The 26171-nt window shown below is 42.6% G+C and carries 20 protein-coding genes; 12 read left to right on the top strand and 8 right to left on the bottom strand.

The window, feature by feature from the left end:
- The first annotated feature begins 141 nt into the window (after positions 1-141).
- Both ASV53_RS10800 and ASV53_RS10795 read left to right on the top strand, forming a co-directional pair.
- Positions 142-2067, top strand: a complete 1926-nt coding sequence (locus ASV53_RS10800; protein ID WP_094957101.1) for a BCCT family transporter — start codon at positions 142-144, stop codon at positions 2065-2067.
- Positions 2068-2285: 218 nt separating this feature from the next.
- A complete protein-coding gene (locus tag ASV53_RS10795) occupies positions 2286-3230 on the top strand; it encodes a universal stress protein (RefSeq protein ID WP_094957100.1) in 945 nt (314 codons plus the stop codon).
- 181 nt (positions 3231-3411) lie between these two features.
- Here ASV53_RS10795 and malK read toward each other — a convergent pair whose 3' ends face one another.
- Positions 3412-4521 (bottom strand): maltose/maltodextrin ABC transporter ATP-binding protein MalK, encoded by a 1110-nt coding sequence (gene malK, locus ASV53_RS10790; RefSeq protein ID WP_062692497.1) that lies wholly within the window; start codon positions 4519-4521, stop codon positions 3412-3414.
- 621 nt (positions 4522-5142) lie between these two features.
- On the opposite strand from malK, the gene malE reads away from it, so the two are divergent.
- From malE to malG, 3 genes are read left to right on the top strand one after another with little or no spacing between them, the layout of a single operon-like run.
- A complete protein-coding gene (gene malE / locus ASV53_RS10785) occupies positions 5143-6324 on the top strand; it encodes a maltose/maltodextrin ABC transporter substrate-binding protein MalE (protein ID WP_062692498.1) in 1182 nt (393 codons plus the stop codon).
- A gap of 60 nt (positions 6325-6384) precedes the next feature.
- Positions 6385-7974, top strand: coding sequence for a maltose ABC transporter permease MalF (gene malF, locus ASV53_RS10780; protein ID WP_094957099.1), 1590 nt, complete (start codon positions 6385-6387; stop codon positions 7972-7974).
- 12 nt (positions 7975-7986) lie between these two features.
- Positions 7987-8877: a maltose ABC transporter permease MalG gene (gene malG, locus ASV53_RS10775; RefSeq protein ID WP_062692501.1), complete on the top strand. Its 891-nt coding sequence runs from the start codon at positions 7987-7989 to the stop codon at positions 8875-8877.
- A 172-nt stretch (positions 8878-9049) separates the two neighbouring features.
- Here malG and ASV53_RS10770 read toward each other — a convergent pair whose 3' ends face one another.
- The 5 genes from ASV53_RS10770 to ASV53_RS10750 form a co-directional block, all read right to left on the bottom strand.
- Entirely contained in the window at positions 9050-9298 is a 249-nt protein-coding gene (locus ASV53_RS10770; protein WP_094957098.1) for a hypothetical protein, read from the bottom strand.
- Between the two features lie 607 nt (positions 9299-9905).
- Positions 9906-10511 (bottom strand): hypothetical protein, encoded by a 606-nt coding sequence (locus ASV53_RS10765; protein WP_094957097.1) that lies wholly within the window; start codon positions 10509-10511, stop codon positions 9906-9908.
- 236 nt (positions 10512-10747) lie between these two features.
- Positions 10748-11989 (bottom strand): GGDEF domain-containing protein, encoded by a 1242-nt coding sequence (locus ASV53_RS10760; protein WP_094957096.1) that lies wholly within the window; start codon positions 11987-11989, stop codon positions 10748-10750.
- A gap of 199 nt (positions 11990-12188) precedes the next feature.
- The gene (locus ASV53_RS10755; RefSeq protein WP_094957095.1) at positions 12189-12731 is read right to left on the bottom strand and encodes a DUF1415 domain-containing protein; all 543 of its coding nucleotides are present in this window, start codon (positions 12729-12731) and stop codon (positions 12189-12191) included.
- Between the two features lie 214 nt (positions 12732-12945).
- Positions 12946-14955 (bottom strand): exoribonuclease II, encoded by a 2010-nt coding sequence (locus ASV53_RS10750; protein ID WP_094957094.1) that lies wholly within the window; start codon positions 14953-14955, stop codon positions 12946-12948.
- Between the two features lie 468 nt (positions 14956-15423).
- Between ASV53_RS10750 and ASV53_RS10745 the strand changes: the two genes are divergently transcribed.
- The gene (locus ASV53_RS10745; protein WP_094957093.1) at positions 15424-17121 is read left to right on the top strand and encodes a sensor domain-containing diguanylate cyclase; all 1698 of its coding nucleotides are present in this window, start codon (positions 15424-15426) and stop codon (positions 17119-17121) included.
- A gap of 528 nt (positions 17122-17649) precedes the next feature.
- Positions 17650-19602: a DEAD/DEAH box helicase gene (locus ASV53_RS10740; RefSeq protein ID WP_094957092.1), complete on the top strand. Its 1953-nt coding sequence runs from the start codon at positions 17650-17652 to the stop codon at positions 19600-19602.
- 155 nt (positions 19603-19757) lie between these two features.
- Here ASV53_RS10740 and ASV53_RS10735 read toward each other — a convergent pair whose 3' ends face one another.
- A complete protein-coding gene (locus ASV53_RS10735) occupies positions 19758-20687 on the bottom strand; it encodes an alpha/beta hydrolase (protein ID WP_094957091.1) in 930 nt (309 codons plus the stop codon).
- A complete protein-coding gene (locus tag ASV53_RS10730; protein ID WP_094957090.1) occupies positions 20653-21609 on the bottom strand; it encodes a LysR family transcriptional regulator in 957 nt (318 codons plus the stop codon). The genes ASV53_RS10735 and ASV53_RS10730 overlap by 35 nt, the downstream gene beginning before the upstream one ends.
- Before the next feature lie 296 nt (positions 21610-21905).
- Here ASV53_RS10730 and fabG point away from each other — a divergent pair, with 296 nt between their 5' ends.
- From fabG to ASV53_RS10705, 5 genes are all read left to right on the top strand, one after another.
- Positions 21906-22640 carry a 3-oxoacyl-ACP reductase FabG gene (fabG, locus tag ASV53_RS10725; RefSeq protein ID WP_094957089.1) on the top strand — a complete coding sequence of 245 codons (735 nt, stop codon included), beginning with the start codon at positions 21906-21908 and terminating at the stop codon, positions 22638-22640.
- Positions 22641-22826: 186 nt separating this feature from the next.
- A complete protein-coding gene (locus ASV53_RS10720) occupies positions 22827-24014 on the top strand; it encodes a methyl-accepting chemotaxis protein (protein WP_094957088.1) in 1188 nt (395 codons plus the stop codon).
- 207 nt (positions 24015-24221) lie between these two features.
- A complete protein-coding gene (locus tag ASV53_RS10715) occupies positions 24222-24515 on the top strand; it encodes a hypothetical protein (RefSeq protein ID WP_094957087.1) in 294 nt (97 codons plus the stop codon).
- Between the two features lie 3 nt (positions 24516-24518).
- Complete coding sequence (locus ASV53_RS10710) at positions 24519-25298, top strand: PD-(D/E)XK nuclease family protein (RefSeq protein WP_094957086.1); 780 nt, start codon at positions 24519-24521, stop codon at positions 25296-25298.
- Positions 25299-25305: 7 nt separating this feature from the next.
- The gene (locus tag ASV53_RS10705) at positions 25306-25929 is read left to right on the top strand and encodes a hypothetical protein (RefSeq protein ID WP_094957085.1); all 624 of its coding nucleotides are present in this window, start codon (positions 25306-25308) and stop codon (positions 25927-25929) included.
- Positions 25930-26171: the final 242 nt, after the last annotated feature.

Here is a 26171-nt window from a genome sequence, read left to right as displayed (position 1 = left end):
CGATTTTTTTTATGTTTCTTGCCAGATAAAAGGTTAAATAAAGTTATTAATGAACACGATAAAATAGTTCGTTTGTCATCGCAGTGGGAAGTCTTGATTATCGCGGTATCCAGATTGGATTCATCGCTGTAAGGAGACACAGTGAATACTCGTAATAAACACTTTGAATTAATAGATAAACCCACATTTTTTGGTGCGTTAGGCATGCTGATAGCGGTTGTGCTACCACTACTTATTTTTCCAACTGAAGGTGCAGAATGGATTAGCATTGCTAAAGCATTCATGACAGACAAGCTAGGTTTCTTGTACCTAGGCCTTGGTCTTGCATCTTTCTTCTTTATGATTTATATCGTTTTTTCTGATATTGGTCAGATTAAACTGGGTGACAGCGATGAAGAGCCCGAATTTAAAACCGCGTCTTGGGCTGCCATGCTTTTCTGTGGTGGTATCGGTGCCAGTATTTTATTCTGGGGCGCGATTGAATGGGCATATTACTATCAAAATCCACCGTTTCAGTTAGAAGCGGGTAGTGAAGAAGCCGTTCGTTGGGCGGCCACTTACGGTATTTTCCACTGGGGTCCGATTGCTTGGTCTATTTATTTAGTACCTGCGATCCCTATGGCTTACTTCTTTTATGTACGTAAGCAGCCTGTACTGAAAGTTTCTGCAGCACTGATGCCTGTGCTTGGTGAAGCACGTAGCCATGGCTGGATTGGTAAAGTTATTGATGTATTGTTCATTTTTGGTTTGTTAGGTGGTGGTGCAACTACCCTAGGCTTAGCAGCCCCTTTGATTACAGAAGGCGTGAACTACCTCTTCGGTATTCCTAAAACCATGATGACACAGATTGGTGTACTCTTCGTTTGTACCGCAATTTTTGGTTACTCGGCTTATGCTGGGATGGAAAAGGGTATTAAATTACTGAGTAACATTAACTTTTGGGGGGCGATTGGCTTACTTGCGTTTATTCTTATTGCTGGCCCAACCATTTTCATGTTGGAAACAGGCTTAGATTCATTAGGCCGCATGCTGTCTAATTTCTTTGTGATGGCGACATGGGCTGAACCTTTTGGTGGTTATGGCTCATTTGAAAATACTCACTTCCCACAAGATTGGACAATCTTCTACTGGGCTTGGTGGTTAGTGTTTGCGCCAAGTATGGGTTTATTTATTACGCGTATTTCACGTGGGCGTACTATCAAGCAAATGGTGACTGGTTCGATCTTTTTTGGATCGATGGGTTGTTTCCTTTTCTTCATGATTTTAGGTAACTATGGCTTATCGTTACAGCTATCTGGTGCGTTAGATGTTGTGGGTATCCTAAATACTGAAGGTGCAAATAAAGCGATCTTCTCTATTTTGCAACAATTGCCATTCAGTACTTTTGTGATTGCGGTATTTACACTGCTTTGCTTAATCTTCACAGCGACAACGTTTGATTCTATCTCTTACATTTTGGCCTCTGTTGTGCAAAAAAATGTAACGGGTGACCCAATGCGTTGGAATCGTCTGTTCTGGGCATTTGCGTTGTCGTTCATGCCTGCAGTTCTGCTGTTCATGGGGGGCTTATCAACCTTACAAACGGCGGCGATTGTCGGTGGTTTACCATTGCTTGTGATTGCGGTGATGTTGATGATATCGGCGGTGAAAGCGGCGACGCTCGATCTAACGCATCAGGATGGGTATGAAGATCCAGTGATTAACATTGAAGAATTACCGGATGTTGATCCTTGGTCTAAAGAAGGCATGGCACTTTCTAAGTTTGAACAGCTGAAAGATGTTGCAATCGAAGCTGCAGTGAATGAAAGAGCGGCCTTGAATGCAATTTGGAAAATTAAGAAGGCTATTCGTGTTGCTGCTCTTGAAAAAGGTGTTCATGAAAGTGAAGACGATGCTATTCCACAAGATTTGATTGATGAATTGGATCGTTTAACCAATGAAGCAATGCTAGCGAAAGAAGATAAAATTGAAGCATCTGAGCTAGCACAAGCTGCACGTATTGAGTTTAACGACTTAGTGAAACAACGCGAGTTAGATGAAACAGAAGAAGCCGCAGTATCTGCTTAATCGTATTGAATAAGAATAACTGCTGAGGCTTGTTTTAGCTCAATATCAAAGCCCCATTTATTGCTTTAATTAGTGATGGTGGGGCTTTCCTATTTTCGTTACATACAACTGCTTTGCGTTTAATGACTTATTGCGACTGTTTATCTATGCTAATTAATATTTCTGCACGGTAGGCTAACAAGCAATGCCAGTACCATAAATTACGATCAGGAGCTTGTATGAAATGTATTCAACTATTGTTCCCCATTGTGCCAGACCAACCCATCAATGACTCCCTCCACCAAGCGTTGAAGCTCGCTGATCAATGTTCTTCACATGTCACTTTGCTGGCTGTGATTGAAGATCTGGCTGAGTTCAAAGAAATTTATCGCTACTCAGGTACAACACTTAATATTTTAGATGAAGCGACAAAGGTTTATGAGCAGGCACTCACTCAACAGGCTCAATTACTGAAAAGCCAATACGCTAATATTAAGTTTCATACCAAGATCCGTATTGGTGTTCCTTATATTGAAATTATTAAGGAGGCCAAAGAATTAAATGCAACTATGGTGGCGATTGACTCTCACCGTGCTGATAAAACGGTCGCTTGTCAGAGAGGGAGTAATACGCTGAATTTGATGAGAAAGTCTGAAGTACCAATTTGGTCGATCAGTACAAATGCGACCTTAGTTAAGCGAGTCGTTGCTGCGATTGATCTAACTAATCAAGACTATCAGAACTTTAATCATAAAATCATAGCACTAGCGTCAGATGTTTGTTCTGTGTTTGGCGCCGAGCTGATCCTTTGTCACGCTTGGCGATTAGAGTCAGAGGGTTTTTTGAGAAAGTGGAACCGATATGAAGATATCGATATCGCTTTGCTTTCCAAAAGTATGCGAGATGATCGTATGGCTCGGCTACAGTCTTTGCTTGAACCTTATGAGAATAGTGCCATCACTACGAACGTTGAATTACTTGAGGGCGAGACGCGTGAAGTTTTACCTGAATATGTCGTAAATAGTGATATTGATTTAGTGATTCTTGGTTCACTTTCGCGGGAAGGAATTGCCGGTTTTCTGATGGGCAATACCGCAGAATCTATTTTGAATCAGTTAGACTGCTCGGTGGTTACATTAAAGCCAGATTCTTTTAAATCACCAGTACTGTCAGAGAGTGAATAATGACGACCCATTCTATCCATGACCCAATGGTTCTTTTGGCTTAGGATCGTCTGTGTAGTGAATTCATGGAATAGATACAAAAAGGCTGGTAGTGACTAAACTACCAGCCTTTTTTCTATAGACTAAACCATGCTAGCACCCACAGGGGATAAGGTGAAATGCGAGCAAAAATCAGTAAAAGTTATACACCGTCTTCTTTATGCAGACGTTGACACGCTTTACCATCACTGTGGAATAAGTGACAACGGTTAGCTGGGATACCAATCTCGAAGGTATCTCCCGCATCGATGTTCAGGGTATCGGTTTCACGGTAAATGAAGTTAGCATCGACGCCACTTAGGCTTAGGTATACTTGTGTTTCATGGCCTAGTTTCTCTACCACTTGTACTTTACCTTCGATACACGCATCACCTTCAGCGCAAGGCACTAAATGTTCAGGGCGAATACCCAGTGACATACGCTCACCACGGGTGACAGTTGTTCCATCAACTGGGATCCAGAACGCTTTTCCATTGGCGAGTTGTACCATGACGCGGTCTTTTTCTGCCTGTTCAATGAACACGCTCATAAAGTTCATTTTTGGCGAACCAATAAACCCAGCAACAAAGCGGTTTTGAGGGTAGTGGTAGAGTTCTAATGGTTTACCCACTTGCGATACAAAACCATCATCAAGCACGACGATTTTATCAGCCATTGTCATGGCTTCAATTTGGTCGTGGGTAACGTAAATCATGGTGCTGCCAAGCTGTTTGTGCAGCTTAGATAGCTCGATACGCATTTGAACACGCAGTGCAGCATCTAGGTTAGACAGTGGTTCATCTAATAGGAATACATCGGGTTGAGCAACAAGCGTACGGCCGATAGCAACACGTTGACGTTGGCCACCAGAAAGGGCTTTTGGCTTACGCTCTAGCAGGTGACCGAGCTGTAGAATATCAGCTGCATGGTCAACGCGTTTTTTAGTTTCAGCTTTATCTGCTTTGGCGATCTTCATGCCAAATGACATGTTGTCAAAAAGATTCAAGTGCGGATACAGTGCATAGGATTGGAATACCATACCAACACCACGTTCAGATGGTGGGACATCATTCATCCGCTTATCACCAATGAATAGGTCACCTGATGTGATCTCTTCTAAGCCAGCAATACAGCGTAGTAGCGTTGATTTACCACAACCTGATGGCCCAACGAATACAACGAACTCTCCTTCAGCGATGTCGAGATCGACATTCTTGGAAATCAGGTTATCTCCATATGCTTTACATACATTTCGTAAAGTGACACTCGTCATCGAGCCATTCCTCTAAGTTTTGTTGTCGCCTGTAAGCATTATGGTATTCATTCATATGCTTACAGGTAAAGAATTTTATGAGTATGTTGAAGAAAAAACGGTAGCGGCTTTCACCTAACGGCTATCAGTCCGCTACCTTACCAATCTCACATAGCTTACTTCCCCAAGAAGCTATGTGGTATTTAATTCCAGCGGTATGTCGACACCGGAATTACATCGGTCAAAAAACAATAACTGTCAATGCGGTTAAACATCTTCAACAACCCTGTTGGGTATGGAGCCATTTTCATTAAGATAGCAATCAATAACATCCTCCTTGCTAGAAATTAAAATAGGGTGACAAAGGGGGAGGAGTGCCTAGATCACAGTTTAAAAACTAAAGGGGTGAGGTTTTTTTTATACCCCAATAACATGTGCTTTCTATCACAAAAAACAGAGGTTATTAGATCTCTGTCACGGACTCATATCGACAGTGATCACGCTTTTGCTTCTTAGCCTTCGGGGGCGTAGTAGATAGGAGGATGTGACTTGCTGGTGAGTAATGGAAGATGAAGCCTGAAATTACGGTGTGAACAGGTCTGTCATACCTATAAAAAATAACAATCACGAAGGATGTTTAAAATGAAGAAAGTCCTCAGTACTGTAGCGCTTTGTACCCTAGCAGCTCTTGGTTCAATCAATGCGCATGCAGCAATTGAAGAAGGTCAATTGACCATCTGGATCAATGGTGACAAGGGCTACAACGGTTTAGCTGAAGTCGGTAAACAATTTGAAGCAGAAACAGGTATTAAGGTGACTGTTTCTCATCCTGACAAACTAGAAGAGAAGTTCCCACAGCAAGCTTCTACTGGCGATGGTCCAGATATCATTTTCTGGGCACACGATCGCTTTGGTGGTTATGCACAAGCGGGTCTTTTAGCAGAAGTGAAACCATCAGCTAACTTTAAGAAGAAGTTTGTTGATTTCACATGGGATGCTGTTTCTTACAACGGTCAATACGTTGGTTACCCTGTTGCAGTAGAAGCTCTTTCTCTTATTTACAACAAAGCCTTGATCAAAACGCCACCTAAAAACTGGGAAGAAATGGCTGCGCTTGATAAGGAACTACAAAAAGATGGTAAGAAAGCCATCATGTGGAACCTACAAGAACCCTTCTTCACATGGCCTGTACTTGCGGCTGATGGCGGTTACGCATTCAAATTCACAGCTAACGGCTACGATGCAAAAGATGTGGGTGTGAACAACGATGGCGCAAAACGCGCGATGACCTTCGTGAAAAAATTGGTTGATGGCGGTGTGATTGCACCAGACGTTGATTACTCAATTGCAGAATCTGGCTTTAACAAAGGCGAAGTGGCAATGACTATCAATGGCCCTTGGTCTTGGGGCAACATTGATAAAGCGGGTATCGACTATGGTGTCGCTGTACTACCTAAACTAAATGGTAACCCTTCTAAGCCTTTCGTTGGTGTATTAACAGCGGGTATCAGTACTGCATCACCTAACCAAGATTTAGCTGTCGAGTTTATTGAAAACTACCTGCTAACTAACGATGGTTTACGTAAAGTAAATGACGACACGCCACTCGGTGCTGTTGCCTTGAAATCATTCCAATCTGAGCTAAGCGAAGATGCACGTATTGCCGCAACAATGGACAATGCGATGAATGGTGAAATCATGCCGAACATTCCTCAAATGTCAGCATTCTGGTACGCAGAAAAAGCGGCTATCGGTAACGTAGTAACGGGCCGTCAATCTGTTGATGACGCACTAAATACTGTTGCAGAACGTATTACCAAGTAACACCACCCATCCCGAGGGGAAGCGTGCTTCCCCTCGAAAGAAGTACTGTGAGGATCACTAATGCAGTCTCATCAAACTGCCGACATGGCGATAGACGCTTCCGATATGGAAAATTCAAAAAAAACTAGCCTTGACCATAAAAAATGGTTGAAGTGGGCCTCGTTAGGATTAGTCAGTCTAATCAACGGCTACGCCACGATTCTAATGTATGCTCGCAGCGAATACGCTTTTGCATTATTAACCCTTTTTGTTACCGCGCTAGGCGTATATGTTTTTGCGCGTAAAGAAACCTATGCCCACCGTTATATTTTCCCGGGTGTGGCTGGGATGATTCTATTTATTATTTTCCCTTTGCTTTATACCATTGGGTTAGCATTTACTAACTACAGTGGTACAAACCAACTCAATTTTGATCGTGCGCAGAGTGTATTACTTCAACAAAGCTTCCAAAGTGGTGACAGTTACAAGTTCACTATGTATGAGCAAGATGGCAAATACAGCATTGCGGTTGAAGATGATGGCCAGTGGTATGTGACGGGCAATATTGATCTTGCTCAGTTGCCTACAGACGATGTTTTATTGGCTCCTAGCGAAGTACCAGAAGGTAAGAAGGCGCCGCTGAAAACGGTTATTAGTAACAGGGCTGCACTTTCTGAGATTACATTAGCAACCGCTGAAGGCTCAGAGCTTAAAATGTCTGGCTTACGTACCTTCGCTGAAATTACCCCTCTTTATCTGTTACAAGATGACGGCGAAACACTGATTAACCAACGTGAGAACATCACATTAAAACCTAACTGGGATATTGGTCATTATCAACAAATTGATGCAAATGGTGAGTTCGTTGGTGAAGCGCTATCACCGGGTTTCATTGTTAATATTGGTATGGATAACTTTACCCGTATATTTACCGACCCAGGTATCCAAGGCCCATTCTTTAAAATCTTTATTTGGACAATTTTATTCTCTGCATTGACTGTTGTACTGACGCTTGCAGTGGGTGTAGTGCTTGCTCAAATTGTTTCTTGGGAAGCATTGAAAGGCCGTGGTGTTTATCGTGTATTACTGATTTTGCCTTATGCTGTACCAGCCTTCATTTCAATATTGATATTCAAAGGTTTGTTTAACCAAAGTTTTGGTGAAATCAACCAAGTATTAGAAGGGTTATTTGGCTTAAGCCCTGCATGGTTTACCGACCCGTTCTTAGCGAAAACCATGATTATCATTGTGAACACTTGGTTGGGTTATCCGTACATGATGATCCTGGCTATGGGTCTACTAAAGGCAATTCCAGAAGATTTGTATGAAGCATCTGCAATGGATGGTGCAGGTCCGATTGATAATTTCTTTAATATTACAATGCCATTGCTTGTTAAACCGATGATCCCGCTATTGATTGCTAGCTTCGCGTTTAACTTTAACAACTTCGTATTGATTCAGTTATTGACCAACGGTGCGCCAGATATGATTGGTACCAGTGTACCTGCCGGTCATACCGACTTGCTAGTAAGTTACACCTACCGTATTGCGTTTGAAGGCGCTGGTGGTCAAGACTTTGGTCTAGCAGGTGCAATCGCTACAATCATCTTCTTATTGGTTGGTGGTCTGTCGTTACTGAACATGAAATTCACTAAGCTTGAATCTGAGTAAGGGATACAGAATATGGCTATGGTTCAACCGAAATCATTGAAATACAGATTGTGGGCTACGCACATTGGCATGTGGATCTTCCTTGGCATTATGATGTTTCCGCTGCTAATGGTTATCGCGATTTCATTCCGTGAAGGTAACTATGCTTCAGGTGAGTTAATTCCAAGTAACCCATCGTTAGAACACTGGAAATTGGCATTAGGTATTACAGTTGAGCATGCAGATGGCACTGTGACACCACCACCGTTCCCTGTACTGACTTGGCTGTGGAACTCGGTAAAAGTCGCTGGCCTAACAGCGATTGGTATCGTAACACTGTCAACAACCTGTGCTTATGCCTTTGCGCGTATGAAGTTTGTAGGAAAAACATTGATTCTTCGTGCAATGCTTATTTTCCAAATGTTCCCAGCAGTACTGGCGCTTGTCGCACTGTACGCATTGTTTGACCGTTTAGGTGCTTACGTTCCGTTCCTTGGTATGAACACACATGGTGGTGTTGTATTTGCTTACATGGGCGGTATAGCGCTACACGTATGGACAATCAAAGGGTACTTCGAGTCTATCGATAGCTCATTAGAAGAAGCGGCCGCTTTGGATGGCGCAACACCGTGGCAAGCATTCCGCATGGTTCTATTACCATTGTCTGTGCCAATTCTTGCTGTTGTATTCATTCTGTCGTTCATCGCAGCGGTAACAGAAGTACCGGTTGCATCACTGCTACTACGTGATGTGGGTTCTTACACTCTTGCCGTTGGTATGCAGCAATATTTGTACCCTCAGAACTACCTGTGGGGTGACTTTGCAGCAGCAGCGGTACTTTCCGCGCTCCCAATTACCCTTGTGTTCTTGATGGCTCAGAAGTTCCTTGTTGGTGGCTTAACGGCTGGTGGCGTGAAAGGATAATTAGGCAGTAAACAGTAGATAAAAACCCGCTATCTAGCGGGTTTTTTGTTTTGGAAAAACAGTGGCGATAATACTTGTTGCCGCTCACCTTCATAGCTGGGTTCGGTACTCTTATTAATACACCATCACTTATCTTCAAAAATCGTCATTTAGTATGGCCTTGTTGACATGCTCACTCATACACAATGCACTCATCCTCTATAACGCTGCAATCGATAAGTATACCGTCATCTTCAATAAAAATAGTTTCTGGGTAGTCACCTTCGATCATATTAACCTCAGAAAACGCATCAAAATCGTCATCGATAATAACGGCATCAGTATATTCATTGTCAGTGAAAATAGGGTTGTAGACTTCTTCAGCACCAACAGATGTGCAAACGATTAGTAATGTAAATACTGAGACAAAGGTGAACTTCATTCAACTTCCTTTTGTAATGAACGATGTATTTTAATTGGCAATGGTAGCATGTTTTCGCTACTCTGAAAGGAGGTGGGGCTCACAGCTTGTTTGTCTCTTTGATGGCGCAAGGCGGTGGCATGAAGCGAACATATAGGGTGTGTTTTAGAGAGTAAGCGTAGGTTTTTTCTATTGGTTTATGGTACTGATTGGGAACTTATCGCAGCGATAACACACTAACTAAGTGATGATAAAAGCATCGGTTAATCTGAATTATTTTGTTTTATCTAGTCGATTAGACTGCTACTATAATTCTTAGACAGTATTTATTCTACTCTGCTAACTCTTTGATTTTATAAATTAATGGCCTTGCGGAATAGTTGCATATGGTTCGAATAATAATAAGGCTGACCTTTTTCACTTAGAGGAAAGCCACTCCCAAGTATAGGGCTTAACTAATGGTTTGGTCGCCGATCTGTTAAGATTCCGTACTTACCTTTATATTGGCGTTGCTGCATAGCTGGACTGATGCTTTCTTAGTTAACTAAGATAAGATAGGTTTTATTGGTAACCAAAACCCGATGTTTTCATCGGGTTTTTTTATGCGTACGGTTTATAACAACGAAAGCTAAAATGAAAATTGCATACCAAATTTGTAGCCGATCTCTGTTTTATGGCGGTTTGCGAGCTCAAGGCCTGCGACTAAACCAAAGACTCGACCAAATTGGAAGGTGTTATCAAAAGAGATACTCTGGCGTGATTGTTTAAACATCTGCTGCTGTACATCAACGCTGAGGTTCCAGTGGTTGGCAATTTGTGTTCGCACACCCACTTGGCAGTATGGTGCAAGTTCTGAGTTGCTTGTCGTATTGTCACGAGACGCGCTGTAGTTCACCACGCCGCAGCTCATCGGAATACTAAAGAATGGACTTCTGTAAGGGGCAAAGCCCAAGCCTGCTTGCCACTGATCGATATCAGAGCTGAATCGTGTAGTAGCGTCAGCATAACCTTCAAAATAGACGCCAGCAATAATCTCAGCTTTAATATCTAGGTAAAAACCACCAAGGTTTTTCCACTCTTCATTTTGGTATTTATCGTTATAGTAGGGCGCCATTGCGTCTGTCGCATAACGCGTATGTTTATAACCAAAACCAATGTGGCTGAAGTTGTCGTTGATGTTGCTTGAAGCAAAAGTTGGGGCTGCAAAAAGGGAGATAAGAAGTAACTTTTTCATCCGTAAAATCTCGAACCACTATAAACAAAACACGCAGTATGTGGTGAGTGAAAACTATTTGCCAGCAGTAAAGTGCGATTGGTTTTTACTTCGTTCACTCATGCTTATGTCATCGGTATGAAGGGATGTGGCGTGGTTTTTTCTGTATGAAAAGCCAGCGGATTTGGTATGAGGGAGTCGGCGTATTATCTGGATGACTATTGTCGTTTTTAAGGCACTCCTTTGCCTTAATTAATTTATAACATTACACGATTACGCCCTTTCTGCTTGGCCTTATACAAGGCTTGGTCAGCAGCTTTAAGGACATTATCTGGGTTATGATCTGGGAAGCTGTCGGCGATGCCGATACTGACGGTAACATTGGTTGAGTTGTTTTTTTCTTCTTTTTTCCGCATTTTCTCTCCCTTCTTTGCATTGTCAGGGCGGGTGGAGTGATCGCGAATTATCAGATCATAGGCTGCAATTTCTTGGCGAAGATCATCTAAGAAAGCTTTACATTCATTCGCTTCTTTTCCTTTATACATAATGGTGAACTCTTCACCACCGTAACGGAAAACTTGCGCACCACCTTTGGTGTTTTTCATTATTTGCGCGACTAGCTTGAGAACATCATCACCTGTTTTATGACCATAGGTATCGTTGAATTTTTTAAAGTGGTCAACATCAAGCATTGCAAGGGTATAGGTACGTCCTAGGTGCTTTAATTCTGTTTCTAATGCACGTCGACCAGGTATGCCAGTCAGTTGGTCTACAAAGGCTAATTCATGGCTACAAGTAACGAGGTTGAGCAATAGAATCAGAGCCGCAATAGAGAATGCTGTGCTTGATATGAAGCTAAACTGAAATAGAACAAACGTCATGCAGGAGAACAATAAACTAACGAATACGGTTTGATCCGAACCCAAGTTACGTTTCAGTATGGTTGATGCGCTGCTCAGTGTGATGGCTATCGAAAGTAGAAAAAGTACGATAGGCATAGGAGAGAAGCTGGGGATTGCAAATAAGTAACTGTCCCATAGCCAGTCTAGATCACTATGACTAAAGTGATTAACGACAAGGGCTGACCAGGCAATTTGCATCACAATAAAGAGCAGGTAATACCCTCCAAACCGCGAATGTAGCCTTTTGTCTGGCAATATATGTATTTGTAGCAAGTTCAGTGGCAACAATGCAGACAGTAATACATAAATAAGCTTAGTTTCGTTATTAGAAAGTGGAGCTTGTAAGTAATTTTGAATGAAATAATACGCCACACCCATCAAGAGTGCGGTTAGTCCTGTTCGGCCTTGATTAAACGGTTGGCTGAGTAAAACAACGAGTGCGAACAAAACATAGGGAAGCGTGAAAAGTAATGCCTGATACGTAACAAGCGTATATTGTGCGTACTCTAGTAGGAAAAGGGTACTCAGTGCTAAACAAACTGGTAACCCAAATCGAAACCCTGCGCTTCTAAATACATCAAACGATAGTGGCAGCATGCAATCGTATTCCCTAGCGGGTATTTCTCCAAATCATAATGTTTCTCGTTATGTACGGTTCACTAGCGAGTAAATATTAGAAATATTCCCCTGGTGTATATTCTTTAAGTTGATGACTAATAAAGTAGTGTTAGATGATCAAAAGATAGAATGTTGAGGGTTATCTCCCTCGCTAGTTGTTTATCGGCAAATTGGTGAATTACTTGATAAGGTAAGGAAACAGCTGGCGCTTTTGCTCTGTTGTTAGATTTTCTACACACTCAATATTGCGCTCTGGAATACCTTCGGGATCAGGGTAGTGCTTGAGTACCTTCTCCATACTTTCTTCACGAATCAGATGGAAGATTGGGTAAGGAGAACGATTGGTTAGGTTCTCTGCATCATCAGCTTCTGTTCCGTAGAATTGGTAGTCTGGATGGAAGCTCGCGATTTGATATGTCCCTTGCTTATTAAGCTGTACCACTAAGCCTTCGACTAAATCGAGAAATTGGTTGTAGTCGTCAAAATCAGCCAGCATATAGGGTGCAACGACTAGGGTTGTTTCTAACTCAGCGACAGGTGTTTCATCAAGGTTACGTAGTTCTTGATAAATGTCTTCAAGCAGTGCAGCTTCATCGCTATGCTCACTGACATGAATTTTGATTTGTTTATTGCGATTGGGTTTTGCTGCAAATGGGCATAGATTTAGGCCGATTACGACATCTTCCAACCATTGTTGTACGACTTGAGCAACGTTTGACATGGCTGATATTAACTCTTATAAGTTTTTTGATAAGGGTAACAGTAAATCAGCGTAGAGACGAGATAATCCCTATTGGGGGTGATGATTTAACGCGTTTAGCAATGCCGAAGAATGCGATGCATATTGAATGTTATGTAAATCGCTATATTTATCTAAGTTGCAGGTATAAAAAAACCGACATTGTGTCGGTTTTTTTGTTCATAACTGTAAGGGGTTAGGCTTTTTCTTCAACCGAACTTTCAGTTTTAGGCGCTGGATACTGTTGAACAGGACGAGCAACTAATTGACGGGTCGCAGTACGAACTTCTGCTAACTTCACTTCAAAGTTATCGCCAAGTTGGTACTCACGCACTTTATCAATATTAATGACGCCAAGCTCACCACTGCATTCGATACGTTCTTTATTATCAACGATCAATGAGCCAGGGATAAAGGCAGCTGCACCATTTTCAAGTAGACGAACACGCATACCAGCACGGTTAATATCAAAAATTTCAGCGGTAAAGATGGTTTCTTTTTTCACTGCATTTGATAGTAGACGCACATATAGCCAGTCTGAAACGTCACGCTCAGCCATGCGATGGAAACGACGGTGTGCGGCAATTTCATCACCCACGGTATCGTCAGGCTTTTGGCTTGACTCGTTACCCGTAATAACGGCTTTTAATAGGCGATGGTTAATCATGTCACCGTACTTACGGATAGGTGATGTCCATGTCGCGTATACATCCAGCCCCATCGCATAGTGAGGCGCTGGCAGGTTACCCACTTCACTGTATGCTTGGAACTTGCGTAGTCGGTTATCAAGGTAAGTGGTATCTTGCTCATTCAACCAACGACGAAGTGCGCTGAAACCGGGTAAGGTTTCAATTTCTTCTTTAGTAAATGGCGCTTCTGCTTTGGTTAGGAATTCCATTGCGGTATCAATTTTCTCAGGATTGAAACCAGCATGGGTGTTAAACACACCTAAGCCAAACTTATCACGAAGTATACGACCCGCACAGATGTTAGCGGTGATCATCGCTTCTTCAACCATGCGATTTGCAGTACGGCGAGGATCTGTGTGAATCGCAATCACATCGTTATCTTCGCTTAGTTCAAAGCGGTAATCTGGACGATCTGGAAATACGACAGCGTTGTTTGCACGCCAGTCACTACGCGCATTTGCGAAAGTGTGTAGTGCATCAATTTGCTGGCGAATAACGTCACTTGGAGTGAAGCCTTCACATTCACCGTTTTCGATAAGATCTGAGATGTTATCGTACGCAAGGCGGCCATGAGATTGAATCCAAGCCGCGAAGAAAGTGATGTCATCGCTGATCACGCCTTCTTTGCTTACATTAACGCGACAACAAATAGCAGGGCGTTTTTCATTTTCCATCAATGAACAAAGCTCGTCGCTTAGTTCACGCGGTAACATTGGAATATTACGACCCGGTAAGTAGATAGTGAAACCACGCTCGCGTGCTTCTTTATCCATCTTGTTATCTACTTCGATGTACGATGTTGGATCGGCAATCGCAATAGTAATGTCGAAGCTGCCGTCTTCTTTCATTTCAGTATATAACGCATCATCCATATCTTTGGTTGATTCGCCATCAATAGTGATGAAAGGAATATGAGTCAGGTCTTGACGTTCAAGACCTTCATCTAGCATCGACCAGCTCTCTTGTGGTGCAGGCTCTGCATTAGGTAGGTTATGACGAGCAAGCGTTACCCACCAAGGGGCAATTTTGTCATTACTGTCTGTGATTTTTTCACTTACTACACAAGAGAACGCTTTATTCTTAGCGTCATTCGTTGTATCAAGGGGGTGATTGTTCAGGTTTGCAACAACCCAATCGCCTTCGTTTAGGCTTTCTGGGTTAAGGCCTTTGATTGCACGCGCTTTGATAGCATCTTTTAATTGCGGGTGATCAGGCATGATATGCAAGCGGCTACGAATCAATTTAACGCGGCCAATAAAGCGCGTTAGCGATTGCTCTACAAGCTCTTGTGGTTCAGCAACTTCGCGCTCTTTTTCTGTTCGGATAACAGCAATTACACGATCGCCATGCATAACATTCTTCATGTATGTTGGCGGGATGAAAATACTGTCTTTACTGTTGTCGAGTTCCAAAAAGCCAAAACCGCGATCAGTGGCTTTGATAGTCCCTTCTTTTTTTGGAAGGGTTTCTTGAATTTGCTTCTTTAGCTGGGCTAGTAGTGGGTTGTCTTGAAACATTTTACCTGGTCTCAGAATGTGAACCATCACACTATACGGATTTATCGTAAACGGCACAAACTACAGCAGTGATTGAGTAATATTATTCGACCTATTATTAAGAACATACCTGCTGACATGGTGTTAATTATCGCTAATGAAAGGAAATGCCGCCATCAGCTGACATATTTATGTCGTATCAATCGTCTTTATGGCATAGCGTTTGCTCTGACTTCACAAACTAATCAAAAGTTTCTAGTTCATACTAAAGGCAACCGCAATACTTTGCATAGGCCGCTGTCTTTATTGATTATTTAATACAGATGTAAAGACTCAATAAGAGCCGCAATAATTAAAAAACAATGCCAATCTGAATAGGTTATTACACAAGTGTCACTGAGAGCCCTGTAGCTATAAGGTCAGTGGTTGTCGCCGTGAAATTGATGACGTGTTTATGTTGATTGGCATGCTTTGGCGCTAGGGTGATTTATGACTGTCTGTGATATTACGGGGCTAAATGATTTAGTCGAACAGCTTGCACGGCAAGCAAATATGGAGCGGTGGTGCTATTGCTTAATGTCATCACTGCACACAGATTTAAAACTGGATTCAATTACATTATTGGTTGAACAAGATGATCGTACCTATGTGTTTGCGAGTTGGGTTGGGCGAGCTGATTACAGGTACTACAATCAGCCATTATTAATGACGGAGTATAATGGTGTTCCCACAGGCCTGTTTGAACAGGCGAAGCAGAATCATGAGTTTGTTCGTGCCTACGTAAATAAACCGTATAAAGCATTATGGAATATTGAAGATAGTCTATGGTGCCAGATTTTACTTCCTATTCAGATGCACGGTCGTAATGTTGCGTATATCTATGCAGAAACAGCTAACTCAGCCCGTTTTGAAGCCAGCATTCACTATGTTGAAAAATTGTTAGTGGTGTTGGCATCCGATATTAGCGCTCGGGTACTACAGCAAGAAGTGATTCACCATAATATTACGCGTCGTAGTATAGAAGCTGAGTTAGAAGTACGGAAACAATCGATAACTGATTATTTGGGGTTAATGCGTAATCTGCATGAAGTCACATTGAAATTATCGCAGGCGACTCAACTTGATGCCCTCTACCGTCAAGCGATTGAACTCGGACGTGCTTATTTAGGCATAGATAGAATGGCTATTTTCCTGACTGACTTTGAATCGAACTTAATGTTGGGTACTTACGGAACATCACCAGATGGACAATTGGTAGATAGAAAGAGCTTTTATAGTCAGATCCCTGATCATCCACTTGTTAATGAAGCACTGAGTCATAAAAACCATGTTGTTGTAAAAGAAAATGCACCTTTGTACTTTGGAAAGGAGCAAGTTGGCATTGGTTGGAATGCGATGATTGCGATGTGGAACGGTACGGAATGCATTGGTTGGGTGGCTGTTGATAACCTAATTAACCAACGTGCGCTGTCTGAGCATCAAAAAGAAATTTTAAAACTGTTTGGTGCGGCGATAGGTCAGCAGATTGTGATACGCCGTCATTATGATTCGATTAAAGAATTAAACATTGATTTGGAAAAACGTGTCATTAGGCGTACACAAGAACTGCAAGCCACTAACCGCGCTCTTGAAGAGGCTAATCGCAGCCTTGAGCTGTTATCGATGCAAGATGGTTTAACGGGGATCGCAAATAGGCGCTTTTTTGATCTTCGGTTGTCTCGTTATTGGCAAATAGCAAAAGACAAGCGTGTACCGTTAACGTTACTGATGATTGATGTTGATAACTTTAAGTCATTCAATGACACGAATGGCCATTTAGAAGGTGATCACTGCCTTAAGATGATAGCGTCCCGAATCGAAAGTGAATTGGAGGTTCATAAAAAGTCGGTAGTCTGTCGATATGGTGGCGAAGAGTTTGCGTGCTTATTACCAACCGTGGATAAAAATATGGCTATTATGGTCGCTGAAGATATTAGACGGGCTATTGTAGATTTGGCAATTCCTCATTTTACAGCAAATAGCCATGTCGTGACTGTCAGTGTAGGAATCCATACGGTGACGCCAGCGGGGGAGTTTAGTATGAGCGAAGCCCTAATGACCTTGGCAGATAAAGCACTATATAAAGCAAAAACGAAAGGACGAAACTGCACGGTACAGTGGGAAGGTAAAAAAGAAGTATGTAATTAGCCGAGGCTATTTAATTCCTCTTTGTGACTCGCTTTATGTATAGCCTGCGTGATTCAGACTGCTTTCAATCAAATGGGCACTAAAGGTTATGGCTAGCGTCATATGCATTTGGTTCGTTTAACCAAATGATTAAATCGTAATAGTCGGTGTTTTTGATAGTGGAAAGGTGTTGTTAATGTATACTGCGCTACACTGTTATCAGTCAGATTGATTTTAGAAAGCCTCTTCTAAGTATATTAGGGAGGTTTTTTTGATCTTACACGCTGCATAATTGTTTGTTAAAGCTTGGTTTATCCCGTGCTCCTAGCAAGAACAAGGCTACTTTTACAGCACTGATAGCCTTAATTGTCCCAAAATGGGCATTTAACAGTCAATTTGTGACAGTGTTCAATTTTTTCTGGCTTTTTATCAAGTAATAGCGCAGAATACGCGCCTCTTATCGTCGAGGCCCATGCTTGTGGTTGCTGTTGCAGAACTCTTAAAGCAGAAGGGGCCCCGTTTTACGTTAGATTATTTATTGGGATCCCAATGCAAGAATCTGTTACAGAATTTCGTCAGTTAGAACTGGCCGACACACTACTATCCGCACTTGACTCTATGGGCTTTGTTTCACCAACGCCAATTCAAGCTGCATCTATTCCGTTGCTTCTTACTGGTGTTGATGCACTAGGTAAAGCACAAACAGGTACTGGTAAAACGGCTGCGTTTTCACTTCCTGTTCTGAATAAAGTAGACCTTTCTCAGCACAAGCCTCAAGCTATTGTTATGGCTCCGACTCGTGAGCTTGCAATTCAGGTTGCTGCTGAAATTAAAGTTCTTGGTCAAAATATCAAGGGCCTTAAAGTACTAGAAATCTACGGTGGTGCATCTATCGTTGATCAAATGCGTGCGCTTAAAAATGGTGCTCACATTGTTGTTGGTACTCCTGGTCGTGTTAAAGACCTTATTTCACGTGATCGTCTGCACCTTGATGAAGTAAGTACGTTTGTACTTGATGAAGCAGATGAAATGTTGAAAATGGGCTTCGTTGACGACGTAACTTGGATCATGGAACAAGCGCCAGCTTCTGCTCAGCGTGTATTGTTCTCGGCAACTATGCCTCCAATCGTTAAGCAAATCGTTGACCGTTTCCTACGTAACCCTGAGCGCATTGACGTTGCTGGTGAAAACCGCACTGTTTCTCAAGTAGAGCAGCAGTTCTGGGTTGTTAAAGGCGTAGAGAAAGACGAAGCAATGAGCCGTCTTCTTGAAACTGAAGAAACTGACGCGTCAATCGTATTCGTACGTACTCGTCAAGATACCGAGCGCCTAGCTGACTGGTTATCATCTCGTGGCTTTAAAGCTGCTGCACTTCACGGTGATATTCCTCAGTCTCTACGTGAGCGTACTGTTGATCACATCAAACGTGGTGTTATCGATATCCTAGTTGCAACTGACGTTGTTGCTCGTGGCCTTGATGTGCCGCGTATCACACACGTATTCAACTACGATATCCCATTCGATGTAGAATCATACATCCACCGTATCGGCCGTACTGGTCGTGCTGGACGTAACGGTAAGGCGATCCTTCTTGTTCGTACTAACCAAATCCGTATGCTTCGCACTATCGAGCGTGTAACTAAGTCTCGTATGGAAGAAATCCAACTTCCTAACCGCGATCTTGTTGCTGCGTCTCGTCTGAACCGTTTAGGTGAAGAACTAGCGGCTCAAAAAGAGCAAACAAATGTTGATGCATTTGTTGAGCTTGTTGCGAAGCTACAAGAATCTATTGAAGTAGATGCTGCAACACTTGCTGCAATGCTTCTTCAGCGTCAACAAGGTAACCGTCCGTTGTTCTACAACGGTCCAGACCCAATGGTTGCTGCTATCGAACGTGAAAAGCAACGTCGTGACCGTCGTGGTAGCGAACGTGGCGAACGCGGTGAACGCGGCGGTGAGCGTGGCGAACGTCGTGAACGTCGTTCATACAACAATGCTGACTGGGATACTTACCAGCTGCAGGTTGGTCGTGAGCAAGGTGTTCAGGTTAAAGATATCGTTGGCGCAATCGCAAACGAACTAGGCCTAAGCAAAGAGTTCATCGGCGCAATCAAACTGGCTCCTGAGCACACTTACGTTCAACTTCCTAAGAAGATGACTGCTGAAGTATCTGAGCAACTTAAAAAGCTACGTATCCGTCAAAACGATGTGAAAGCTGTTGTTGTAGAAGGTGAAGTACTTCGCGAGCACCGTGGTGGTAACGGTGGTGGTCGTCGTGATGGCGGTAACCGTGGTAACGGTGGCAATGGCCATCGTGGTCGTCGCGAAGGCGGCAACGGTGAGCGTCGTGAAGGTGGTAACGGCGAGCGTCGTTTCGACCGTAACCGTGGTGGCGACAACCGTGGTGGATACCGTGGTAACCGTGACGGTAACAACGCTGGTGGCAATGCAGGCGGCAACCGTCGTAGCAATGCAGACCGCAAACCACGTAGCGACGCATAAGCTTAACGCTTAAGTAGACTACATAATGAAACCGGGCTTTTTAGTCCGGTTTTTTATTGCCTGTTATTTACGAAATATAATAAATAATAAGCAATATGGTTTAGCTGATTAAGTCTGATTTATGGGTAAGCACGCTACGTTTGTTCGTGATGGTACTAGCTCAGAAATTTAGCGATAGCCGAGTAAGTGTGTGCACTGGCTTCTGGCATTAAATCGGGTAAATTTAAAAAAGCATGTATTGAGTTTGGTTGTTCAAGATAAAACGCCTTAACATGATGCGCCAACAAGCGGTGATAATAGCGCCGACCATCGTCTTTGATCGGACAGTACTGCGCAGTAAGTACTAAGGTCTCAGGGTGAGCATGAGTTAATTTCCCGAACAGAGGAGAGGCACCATGGCGATCATCATGTTCAGTAAAATACTGATCGAAATACCATTCAATTTTCTTACTTTCTAGTAAGTAACCTTCCCCATGTACCCCTAATGATCGCGCACTTAGTGTGTAATCTAAGCTTGGGTAAATTAGCACTAATTTATTAATAAGTTCTTTTTCCTGATATTGCAGCTGCTGTACGAGTGTCGCAGCCATAGCTGCTCCAGCAGAATCACCTACTAGCGATAGCGAGTTCGTAAATGGAATCCCCATAGTGGTCAGCGTTTCATGAATATGAAGTAAGCTGTGCAAAGCATCATCAATACCGGCAGGATAAGGGTGTTCTGGGGCTAATCGGTAGCCAATTGTGACGACAATTGCTTGGCAGCAGCTGGCAAGTTGTCGGCTGATTGCATCGTAAATATCAATGCTGCCGCATAGATGTCCCCCTCCGTGTAAAAAGAGAATAACGGGTAAGTGGGGCGCATTAGCTTGGTGGGGTGGTTTCAGCTCTGGTTGGTAAATGCGGCAGTGAATATTGCTTTGAGCCACAGTACAGTTAACGATAGCGGCCATATTAATATTGTCGCTTGTGTACTGCTTCGTTAATGTTGCTAATCCATCACGCACGATTTGCGGTGATAAGGGTAAAGAAGTGGCTTGCTGGTGGGTGGCCTTAAGCCAACTGCGTAAGTGGCTTGCCATTGGCATGCGCAATTCCTTTTTTCCGTTCTAAGTCTATTTCAGGTGTCCGCTTAATCAAATATTCTTTGAAGTTAGCGCATCGAGTTGGCATGTGTCGGCGTGGCTTGAAGTACAAACTTAACTCGAATTGGCTGGTAGCATAGTTAGTTAAAATAGGGACTAATTTACCGAGCGCGATCTCTTTTCCTATCAAGCAATAAGGTAAGTAGGCGATCCCTCCACCTGCAATTGCGATATTACGGAGGATCTCGCTATCGTCAGCCTCAACAGTTTGCGGAATATCAACAGAACTAGACTCACCATTTAATTCAAAAATCCATTTATTACCGCCCACCAAGGTGGTGGCATACAAGCAAAGGTGTTGTTTGAGATCTAATGGATAGATAGGCTCGCCAAACTGTTCTATATAGCTGGGGGAGCAGCAGGCAATAAGCGGTTCTTGCAGTAAAGTACGTTTGACCAATAAGCTATCTTTGTCTTGAAAGCCGCGATAGGTTGCATTGGCACGAACGGCAAAATCAACCTCATGAGTGTGGTCAACATCAAAAGCCGTTTCTATGACTAAGAAGTTGATATCAGGATGTATTTGAACATATTCCCCTATGATAGTCGCGAGATAGTGTTTGGCAAACAGCGGGGTGCTGGCAATACGGATGGTCCCACGATCTTCATGGCTGAGGTTCTGTACTTCATCGAAAACCTCGTTGATTTGACCGTGTATTTGATTAAAGCGATCAAATAAACGTTGCCCAGCTTGGGTTGGACTGATCTTCCGAGTTGTCCGTTTTACTAGACTGACCCCCATATTCTCTTCGAGCTCATTAAGCCAACGGCTGCCTGCAGAGGGCGATATTCCATATTGTTTAGCGGCAACACTGAGGGAGCCAGCTCTAATGACATGAAGAAAAAAAACCACCTTGTCTAACATGTTGCCTTCCATTGCTAATGTGATTGTTGTGAACAATAACGGTAAATTTAATTTGCCAACGGTCTACTATAGCAAAAAATGAGTATGCATCTTATTGCAAAAATATTTCATCTCTGCTCTGTGAACATATGCAGCAACTTCAATAGAAATAAATATGAAAATCTGAATTGCATCAATGTTGGTAATCAAATTGCATAACTGAACTATTATCAGGTAATAAGAAATGTGCCGTTGTTGCATTTGAACTAATTGTTTTTGAACAGATTGTTTTTCAATTATGTATAAGGGATGGAGTTATGCTGACGAATAAAGTGTGTATTGTGACAGGCGCTGCGCAGGGGATAGGCCGCTGTATTGCTGAAACCTTTGCCAAGCACGAAGCAAAAATGGTGTTTGTCTGCGATATGAATGCCAGCGCGATGCAAGACTTAGCGCAAATTTACACGAATGTTCGCATCGTTGAACTTAATGTGTGTGATAGACCCTCTATAACTCACTTTATTGAACAAGTGAGTGAAGAGTTCGGCACTGTTGATGTACTCGTTAACAATGCAGGGATCACGCGTGATAATTTGATTGATAAAATGACCGAAGATGAATGGGATATGGTCGCCGATGTAAACCTTAAAGGTGTGTTTAATATGACACAAGCTGTCGCTCCTTTAATGATGGAGGCTGGTCGTGGGTCTATTATCACGATGTCATCGGTGGTTGGGACTGATGGTAATATTGGGCAAAGTAACTATGCGGCGACGAAAGGTGGCGTGATTGCGATGACCAAAGGTTGGGCAAAAGAATTTTCACGCAAAGGTGCGCAAGTCCGTGCTAACTGTATTGCCCCTGGCTTTGTAGAAACCCCAATGACGGTCGATTTACCAGAGAAGGTGCTCGATTTTATGACAGCAAAAACACCACTAAAACGTATGGGTAAGCCACAAGATATTGCCAATGGTGCACTTTTCTTAGCGAGTGACAACTCTTCCTTTATTACAGGTCAGACGTTAAAGATAGATGGTGGATTGGTCATTTAACGATTGATAAAAAAGGTATTTATTAAAGAGCGCGGCAGCGCTCTTTTTAGTTACGTCGAGGATGATAATCACCTTGTCTTTATTTGTGTATCAATAAGTTAAGATGATGATCTTGGCTTAAGTTATTGTATTTTTATGTGGTATAAAATATCATGCATTTAAAATGCAACTTAAGTAAGGTCTTCTATGCGCTCTCTTTTTCTTAGAATGCGATTTATCCACTGGGTCGGTGCTTTGGCGCTTTTTATCAATGCCACATTCTTCACTGAAGCATTATTTTCTCAAATTCTCCAATACATTATTGTCGCCGTTTTGGTTATCCATGATATTGATGAAAAATACTGGGGTGTTGAGTCACTTAAGCGCGTGACTGAATACATGCATCGCTTTGAAAATAAAGATCTCTCGGTAGCTTGTGATGTCGATAGCCGCTATAACAGCGAGCTTGGTGCTGTGTTAACTGTGATTAACTCGTTTCGCCAAAATGTAAATAATGCGTTGATTGGTATTCAGCAGCAAGCGGCGAAAACTGACGAGGTCGCTGACTTATTAACAACCAAGACAAGTAATATCTCAGCACGTATTCAAGCTCAAGATGTCTTAGTCGAAAATGTTACGGCACAATTTCATCAACTTGATCAAACTGCGTCTGAACTGCAAGCAAAAGCCGAAGCGACAGAGCATCAGGTCATGAAGACACGTACCGGTTTATTGCAATCGAATGATGCTATGGGCGATATGGCAAAAAGCATTGGTTCTTACATGGACAGTAATCTTGCCCTTGATGAGAAATTTAAATCTTTGCTTGATCAGACTAAATCGATTGAAAGTGTTGTCTCTGTTATTGGTAATCTCGCAGATCAAACCAATCTACTGGCACTGAATGCTGCGATTGAAGCAGCAAGAGCAGGGGATCATGGGCGAGGCTTTGCTGTGGTCGCTGATGAAGTGCGCCAACTCGCTATGTCGACCCAGAGTAGTTTAGATCAGATCAATCAGATCATTGGCGGGATCTTAACGGCGGTGAACGAGGCGGGTGAACAGATGCAGGCACAGTCTTCAGAGCTTTCGACGTTATCGGAATATTCTCAAACCAGTCAAAATGAAGTCCGAGAAGCCTGTGACAATATTGAAGGGATTTTAACCTTATTAGGGCGTGATCGAGCACAAGATAATGTGGACGTTAAATATATAAGCCAGCTAGTTAAAGAGGTGGCGACAGAGATTGATGAACTGAAACAGTTGTCGAGCTCCAATGCATTTGACTGTAGTGAATTAGAGCAACAAGGCATGCGTTTATCTCAGGTTACCGAGCAAATTGTAGAGCAGCTAAGATCATTCAAAACAAACCCGCAAGAGAACCCTACTTCTTAACGTGTATTGGTACTGTTAGCATTAGTCATTAAAATGTTGGATAGAGCGCTTCGGCGCTCTTTTAATTGCTGTTAGTGAGCACTTGTCTACAACACTTCCCCGCTATGTTTTCCTACTTGGTATTCAAATACATTTTATCTTTGTGGAATGTCTAACAGTTAAATATGGTATGGTATCCTGTATTTGTGATGTTCGAGTGCACAAACAATGGAAAAACTGCAAGAAACCGCTTTTGATGAGGCCATTGCTTACCTATCATCGGTAAAGTCATTGAATTGGACAAAGGCTCAGCGAGCCACTTTTATATGTCAGCTAGAAGCGATGGACGCAAGTCTTGGGCTAGCGTGTCTTTCTCTTGACTCACTTCAATCAATGGTAAGCAGTATGACTGAAAATATTTCTTTCTATCCTTGCTTTCCTGCAGGAGAGGCTCCATTGCATGCTAACCCTGAGGATCTGTCATTACATGTTTATGCGGCATTGGCTTTATATCAGGAGTGAGTAATGCAATGTATGACGCTTAGCGATTACTTTACAGAGTTTGCAAGGCTTGAACGAGAGCAGAGGCAAGCTCAACGGCAGACTGAATTGGACGAACTAGCACTTTACTATCAACGAGTTTCTCAGCTGTATCCACAGCCCACTCATGCATCGCAAGTAAATGACGTAAGATGGAAAGCGCAATATCAAGGTTATACAGACGCGCTGAGCCATTTGTATCGGCACGAGTTTACACTAGGATGCGAGATTAATGTCTGGGAGGTCAGTGGCTTAAAACGTGACGAGGTGCGAAATACGGCTGTCTTGAGTTGGTGGCTGGATGCGAATGCATCACATGCTTTAGGTTATGCGCTGCTCAAGCAAGTTATTGAAGATCATCTTCCTGGGGTGGATGTTTTACACCTAGAGCGTGGGCCATACAGTGTTTGTCCTGAAAGCCTGCCTCTTGCTGAAATTCAAGACAGAATCGATATCGAGATTTTCTCAAACTCGTTGCTAATGTTTTGGGAAGTGAAAATTGATGCGCCAGAAGGTGCGAAGCAACTCGCACGATACCATCAATTGCTGCAAACCAAGCGTCGACACTTAGCGGTGGATTCGAGCCAAGCATTGGTTTATCTCACGACAGATAAACAAATTAAGTGCCACACAACACCTTTTACCTATGGCGTGACATGGGAAGGGCTGCGTAAAAGCTTTTTAACCGTTTTAGAGCACCTTCCTTCAAACCTGCAATCGCGCCAACTACTTGGCCAATACTGCCAATTTATACGTAATTTTTGAGGTAAATATGAAATATAGCCAAGATCTTGCTCAGCTAGTTATCGCCAATATTGAAAACCACGAGCGCGCTAAGAAAGTGCTTGCAGAAGTCGATGAGGTTGTTTTAGGACGGATTTCGCAAGAGATAAAGGAGCTATTAACGCAATTCCAAGCTTCTTTAGATTTTGAGTGTGATTTTGATTTGTATGAGCATGCTTGTATCGATTTTAGTTTTGCGCCTTGGCTCATTCAGGATGAGCGCTCCGTTTATTTTTCTGTTCAACCGTCAGAAGATAATGACGATGAGTGGATTTCTCACATTTGTGGCTTAAATGGTAGTAGCAACTACTTAGCGCTTCGTTTCTGTACGAATTATCGAACCTTAGGTATGAAAGCGATTCCATTCAAAGCTCGCTTGAAAGAAGCGTTATTTGAGAGCACCTCACTGATAGAAAAAGGCTTCAAGTTATCGGCAGATGGGTACTACGTTGAGTACGTGATTAAGTTTAATCATACCGATATTGCAGAAGGTTACCCGCACGATTTAGAGAAAGCGATGCTGCCTTTAGTTGCCGCAATGGATGCGTTGAAATCAGCTATGCCTGAGTTTGATAAGTTGCAGAAGATATTAATTAAACATGCTATAGCATGAATCCAGCTTAAAGATGAGTCGGTCGCTGAGTGAATCATTTCTAGCAGCCCCTAGTACCTATGGGGCTACTACCTCAATATTTATATGAATTGTAAGTGTCGTAAAGCCCATTAGTAATTTAGTGACTGCTCTATATCGCCCTATCCAGATTTAAACCACCGAATCGTTTTACTCTAAATAAAAGATTATCGATGAGTTATTAAATTAATTAAGCTACATTTTACTAACTACTAACTACTAAC

Source organism: Photobacterium sanguinicancri, from assembly GCF_002265265.1.
Taxonomy (GTDB): Bacteria; Pseudomonadota; Gammaproteobacteria; order Enterobacterales; family Vibrionaceae; genus Photobacterium; species Photobacterium sanguinicancri.
This window is presented reverse-complemented; position numbering and strand designations above follow the sequence as displayed.

What these genes read in the sequence shown, in the direction of transcription:
- ASV53_RS10795 (WP_094957100.1), top strand. Translation starts at nt 2,286, where the DNA reads ATGAAATGTATTCAACTATTGTTCCCCATTGTGCCAGACCAACCCATC.
- malK (WP_062692497.1), bottom strand. Translation starts at nt 4,521, where the DNA reads ATGACGAGTGTCACTTTACGAAATGTATGTAAAGCATATGGAGATAAC.
- malE (WP_062692498.1), top strand. Translation starts at nt 5,143, where the DNA reads ATGAAGAAAGTCCTCAGTACTGTAGCGCTTTGTACCCTAGCAGCTCTT.
- malF (WP_094957099.1), top strand. Translation starts at nt 6,385, where the DNA reads ATGCAGTCTCATCAAACTGCCGACATGGCGATAGACGCTTCCGATATG.
- malG (WP_062692501.1), top strand. Translation starts at nt 7,987, where the DNA reads ATGGCTATGGTTCAACCGAAATCATTGAAATACAGATTGTGGGCTACG.
- ASV53_RS10770 (WP_094957098.1), bottom strand. Translation starts at nt 9,298, where the DNA reads ATGAAGTTCACCTTTGTCTCAGTATTTACATTACTAATCGTTTGCACA.
- ASV53_RS10765 (WP_094957097.1), bottom strand. Translation starts at nt 10,511, where the DNA reads ATGAAAAAGTTACTTCTTATCTCCCTTTTTGCAGCCCCAACTTTTGCT.
- ASV53_RS10760 (WP_094957096.1), bottom strand. Translation starts at nt 11,989, where the DNA reads ATGCTGCCACTATCGTTTGATGTATTTAGAAGCGCAGGGTTTCGATTT.
- ASV53_RS10755 (WP_094957095.1), bottom strand. Translation starts at nt 12,731, where the DNA reads ATGTCAAACGTTGCTCAAGTCGTACAACAATGGTTGGAAGATGTCGTA.
- ASV53_RS10750 (WP_094957094.1), bottom strand. Translation starts at nt 14,955, where the DNA reads ATGTTTCAAGACAACCCACTACTAGCCCAGCTAAAGAAGCAAATTCAA.
- ASV53_RS10745 (WP_094957093.1), top strand. Translation starts at nt 15,424, where the DNA reads ATGACTGTCTGTGATATTACGGGGCTAAATGATTTAGTCGAACAGCTT.
- ASV53_RS10740 (WP_094957092.1), top strand. Translation starts at nt 17,650, where the DNA reads ATGCAAGAATCTGTTACAGAATTTCGTCAGTTAGAACTGGCCGACACA.
- ASV53_RS10735 (WP_094957091.1), bottom strand. Translation starts at nt 20,687, where the DNA reads ATGCCAATGGCAAGCCACTTACGCAGTTGGCTTAAGGCCACCCACCAG.
- ASV53_RS10730 (WP_094957090.1), bottom strand. Translation starts at nt 21,609, where the DNA reads ATGTTAGACAAGGTGGTTTTTTTTCTTCATGTCATTAGAGCTGGCTCC.
- fabG (WP_094957089.1), top strand. Translation starts at nt 21,906, where the DNA reads ATGCTGACGAATAAAGTGTGTATTGTGACAGGCGCTGCGCAGGGGATA.
- ASV53_RS10720 (WP_094957088.1), top strand. Translation starts at nt 22,827, where the DNA reads ATGCGCTCTCTTTTTCTTAGAATGCGATTTATCCACTGGGTCGGTGCT.
- ASV53_RS10715 (WP_094957087.1), top strand. Translation starts at nt 24,222, where the DNA reads ATGGAAAAACTGCAAGAAACCGCTTTTGATGAGGCCATTGCTTACCTA.
- ASV53_RS10710 (WP_094957086.1), top strand. Translation starts at nt 24,519, where the DNA reads ATGCAATGTATGACGCTTAGCGATTACTTTACAGAGTTTGCAAGGCTT.
- ASV53_RS10705 (WP_094957085.1), top strand. Translation starts at nt 25,306, where the DNA reads ATGAAATATAGCCAAGATCTTGCTCAGCTAGTTATCGCCAATATTGAA.